Below are 4,584 nucleotides of genomic sequence, written 5' to 3'. Positions count from 1 at the left end.
CCGGCGGCCACCGGCGGCCGGATGCCGGCAGGTCCGAGGATCCCGGGGAAGCGACGCCGGAGCGGTGAACGGCACGCCGACCAGCACCGGTCACCCGCCGGGGCCGGTCGGCGCCAGCTTCGAGGAACACGTGGATATCGGCGTTACAGATGTGGTATCGGAACGCCCCCGGCATGACAGTCGTTCCGATACCTTGGGCCGATACCTTGGGCGCGGTCGGCACCCGGCCGTGACGGTCCGCATCGGTCCCGCCGGTCGTGGCCGGGCTGGCCGTCCACCGGGCAGGTCCAGCAGGAAATCAGGCAGGAAGCGGCATGAGCGCGACGGCGCGTGACGAAGGGATATCCGTTGGCACGACGGTCAGGGCGACGGCGTAAGGCCTTGAGCCCCGCCTGGTCCCGGATCGGGCTCCTCTTCGGCATCGTGGTGCTGCTCTACGGCTCCATGGCGCTGACGTCCACGTGGACGCCGAAGCTGGGCCTGGACCTCCAGGGCGGGACGAGCGTGATCCTCACGCCCCGGTCGACCGAGCCCGGCAAGGGCGTCGACAGTGGCGCGGTCAACAAGGCCGTCGACATCATCCGGGAGCGGGTCAACGGGCTCGGGGTCGCCGAGGCCGAGGTCAAACGCAACAACACCCAGATCGAGATCTCGGTTCCCGGCCGTGGCCGCAACGACGTCGTCCAACTGGTCGGGCAGACCGCCGAGCTGCGCTTCCGCGAGGTCTACCTCCGGGGCCGCCATACCGGCCGCGCCGGCCACCCCGCCGGCCGCTTCAGCGGCTCCGACAGCCACCCCGACGGTTCCGGTGCCCGGCGCCACGCACGGGGCACCGGGCGCCGCGTCAGCTCCGCCCGCCGCCACCACCGGTCCGTCCCCGTCCACCACCACCCGGCCGGACGTGGTCGGCTCCGGTCTGCTCGCCCAGGCCGCGCCGACGGCCCCGGCCGGCTCGGTCGTGCCGGCACCGGCCGCCTCGGCGTCACCAGCTCCCGGAGTGCCCCCTGCCGCGGTACCGGCGGCCCCGGGGCAGAGAGCACAGCCCGCCGCCGACACGCCACCGGCCGACGTCGTTGCCCGGTTCGAAAGCCTGACCTGCGCCCCGTCGGACGTGCGCAGCCGGGCGGCCGCCACCGACCGGCCGACGGACTGGGTGGCCTCCTGTGACCGTTCCGGCGCCGTCAAGTACCTGCTGATGCCCGCCACGGTGATCGGCACCGACGTCAAGTCGGCAACGGCCGGGCTCGCCAGCTCCGGCGGCACCACCTCGGTGAGCACCGGCGAGTGGGTCGTCAACGTCAGCTTCACCGGCAGCGGGCAGACGGCGTTCACCAAACTGACCGAGCGGACTCTCGGCAAGCAGGTGGCGATCGTGCTGGACGGGGTGGTGCAGTCGGCCCCGAGCACCAACGACCGGATCGCCGGTGACGCGCAGATCTCGGGCTCGTTCACCCAGTCCAGCGCCCAGGATCTCGCCAACGTGCTGCGCTACGGCGCACTGCCGCTGTCCTTCGAGCAGTCCAGCGCCGAGTCGATCTCCCCGACCCTGGGGCAGGACTCGCTCAACGCCGGCCTGCTCGCCGGCGCCATCGGTCTCGCGCTGGTGACGTTCTACTCGTTCGCGTACTACCGGGCCCTTGGAATAGTCGTGCTCAGCTCGCTGGCGGTGAGCGGGGCGCTGGTCTACGCCTCGGTCGTGCTCCTCGGCGAGTGGATCGGGTTCACCCTCACGCTGGCCGGGATCGCCGGCCTGATCGTGTCCATCGGTGTCACCGCGGACTCGTTCGTCGTCTACTTCGAACGCGTCAAGGACGAGGTCCGCGAGAACCGCACCGTGCGGGTGGCGACCGAGCGGGCCTGGCCGTCGGCCCGGCGGACCATGCTCTCCGCGGACACGGTCTCCTTCCTCGCCGCCGCGGTGCTCTACGTCCTGTCGGTCGGCTCCGTCCGGGGGTTCGCCTTCACTCTCGGGCTGTCCACCCTGATAGACGTTCTGATCATGTTCATCTTCACCAAGCCGGTGGTCACCCTGCTCGTGCGCAGGCCGTTCTTCGCCACCAGCCGCTTCTCCGGCCTCACGGTCGCGGCGGTCCGCGGCCAGCCGGGCGAGGCGGCCGCCCTCGCGCCGGCCCGGCTGGCCAGGCGGGAGCGGGCCGCCCCGGCCCAGGCCGTCGCCGGCAGGGGCCCGGCGGCGGGGGCGGACGCCGCCGGTGACCCGGAGCAGGGATCACACGATCTTCGTTCGGCACGCGGTCCGCGGCCGTCACGGCCGGGCCCGTCCGGCACGGCGCAGGGGGAGTAGGCGATGTCCTGGGCCAGCCGGCTCTACCGCAACCAGTCCCATGTCGACTTCGTAGGCCGGCGCCGGATCTGGTACGCCTTCTCCGCGGTCCTGTTGGTCGTCTGTGTCGCCAGCATGCTGATCCGGGGCTTCTCCCTGGGCATCGACTTCAAGGGCGGCGCGCTGTTCCAGTTCCCGTCCGGGGGCAGGCCGGTCACCGTGGCCGAGGAGACCCTCTCCTCGGCCGGCGTCGACCCGGCGGACTCGGTCATCCAGGAGCTCGACACCTCCCACCAGCTGCGGGTGCAGACCCCGACCCTCTCCACCGAGCAGGCCAGCGCGCTGCAGAGCGCCATCGAGAAGCGTTTCGAGGTCGCCCCGACCGACATCGACATCTCGACGGTGGGCGCGTCGTGGGGGTCGACCATCACCAGCAAGGCGCTGCAGGGGCTCGCGGTCTTCCTGGTGCTGGTGATGGTCTACCTGTCGGTCCGGTTCGAGTGGAAGATGGCCGCCGCCGCCATGGCCGCACTCGTCCATGACCTTGCCGTCACGATGGGTGTCTACTCGCTGGTCGGTTTCCAGGTCACCCCGTCCACGGTCATCGCACTGCTGGCCATTCTCGGGTTCTCCCTCTACGACACGGTCGTCGTCTTCGACCGGGTCCGGGAGAACACCGCCGGCATGAGCACGGCCAGCCGGCGCACCTACGCGGAGGCCACCAACGACGCGTTGAACGAGACCCTGATGCGTTCGCTCAACACCTCGTTCATCGCGCTCGTGCCGGTCGCCTCGCTGCTGTTCGTCGGTGCCGGCCTGCTTGGCGCCGGCACCCTGGAGGATCTCGCCCTGGCCCAGTTCGTGGGTATCGCTTCGGGCGCCTACTCGTCGCTGTTCGTCGCCACCCCGCTGCTGGTCGACCTGAAGAAGAACGAGCCGGCGGTCAGGGCGCTCGACCAGCGGGTGGCCCGGGCGCGGGCGGCGGTCGCCCGGGAGTCCGCCAGGCAGCCGAGGGCCGCGGCGGCGGTCGCCGTCGGTGGTCGCGCATCCGACAGCGGGGCCGCGGCGGCCGGCCAGGGGCCGGGAAGCGGATTTCCCGATTCCGTTACCACCCCCTCGGACACGGACGATCGTGGACGTGGTGAGCCGGCCAGCGACCGTGAACCGGCCGTCGCCGGCGTCCGGCCGCCGCGGCCCGGCGCGGGCCGGCGCCCGACACCGGCCCGGCGTTCTGGCCGCAAAGGCCGTCCCAGCGGTAAAAAACGGCGGTGACGACCATCGAACCAGTCGAAACGACCATCGGACCGGCCGGCGGCACCAGCGGCCTGGCCGCTGGCGGTGCCACAGCCGCGGACGTGCTGCGGGCCCACATCCGGGATGTCGCGGACTTCCCCCAGCCCGGGGTGGTCTTCAAGGACATCACGCCGTTGCTGGGGACGCCGGCCGCCTTCACGGTGGTCATCAACGAGCTGGCCACGACCGCGGGCGGTTACGGCCCCACCGTCGTGGCGGCCATCGAGGCACGCGGCTTCCTGCTGGCGGCCCCGGTCGCCTACCGCACGGGGGTGGGTGTCGTGCCCATCCGCAAACAGGGCAAGCTGCCGGGGGAGACGGTCAGCCGCACCTACGACCTGGAGTACGGCACCGCCACCCTTGAGGTGCAGGCCGACGCCTTCCGGCCGGGTGACCGGGTGCTGCTCGTCGACGATGTGCTGGCCACGGGCGGTACGGCGGCCGCCGCGGCCGAGCTGGTCCGCGCGTCGGGCGCGGAGGTCGTCGGGCTCGCCGTGCTCATGGAACTGACCTTCCTGTCCGGGCGTGACCGGCTCGCGCCGCTCGCGATATCATCGATCATGGAAGTCTGAGGGTCGGGGCCTGTTCCTCGTCAGCTCGGCGCCCCCGGCCGCGGCGGCCCCGGCCGTGCCGCTCCTGGTTCGTGGTGATCCCGGACGCGGCGTTCCTGGCCGCGATGACCCCGGCCGTGTGACCTTTGTGTGATCCACGGGCATTGGCCGGGGTTGCGGGAGGAGGCCGGCTCACGGAAGCGTTAGCCTTCAGGGGTCCGACATGAAGCAGGAGCGGCTTGTGCCCGAGGCAGCCCCGGTGACGGCTGGAGCGTCCGAGCCTGGCGCGACGACCGTCCGGGGGTCGTCCGCGGCAGGTGAATACGCCGTGCTCGCCCGCGGGGACAGCCACCGCGGCCCGTCCGCTGGCGCGCTGTCGCCGGCGGCCGGGCCGGGACGCCCACCGCAGGCGACCTCGGCGGGACGCGCCAAGACAACCGACGGTGCGCCGCGGCCGGC

The 4,584-nt window shown here is 72.3% G+C and carries 5 protein-coding genes; all 5 read left to right on the top strand.

Features of this window, described 5'->3' with window-relative positions; translation table 11 throughout:
• Positions 1 to 381 precede the first annotated feature (381 nt).
• On the top strand, positions 382 to 1,167 hold the full coding sequence (locus AC5LUJ_RS12985) for a preprotein translocase subunit SecD family protein (RefSeq protein WP_493464996.1): 786 nt from the start codon (positions 382 to 384) through the stop codon (positions 1,165 to 1,167).
• Positions 1,154 to 2,302: a protein translocase subunit SecD gene (gene secD, locus AC5LUJ_RS12980; protein ID WP_493464995.1), complete on the top strand. Its 1,149-nt coding sequence runs from the start codon at positions 1,154 to 1,156 to the stop codon at positions 2,300 to 2,302. The genes AC5LUJ_RS12985 and secD overlap by 14 nt, the downstream gene beginning before the upstream one ends.
• A 3-nt stretch (positions 2,303 to 2,305) precedes the next feature.
• Positions 2,306 to 3,553: a protein translocase subunit SecF gene (secF, locus tag AC5LUJ_RS12975; RefSeq protein WP_493464994.1), complete on the top strand. Its 1,248-nt coding sequence runs from the start codon at positions 2,306 to 2,308 to the stop codon at positions 3,551 to 3,553.
• A gap of 26 nt (positions 3,554 to 3,579) precedes the next feature.
• Positions 3,580 to 4,146, top strand: coding sequence for an adenine phosphoribosyltransferase (locus AC5LUJ_RS12970; RefSeq protein WP_250284391.1), 567 nt, complete (start codon positions 3,580 to 3,582; stop codon positions 4,144 to 4,146).
• 202 nt (positions 4,147 to 4,348) lie between these two features.
• Positions 4,349 to 4,584: hypothetical protein (locus AC5LUJ_RS12965; RefSeq protein WP_493464993.1), on the top strand; the 236-nt coding region annotated here is incomplete at its 3' end.

Source organism: Protofrankia sp. CiP1_Cm_nod3 (assembly GCF_982290655.1).
The sequence above is the reverse complement of the archived record's forward strand: the minus strand, read 5'-3'. Positions and strand labels throughout refer to the sequence as shown.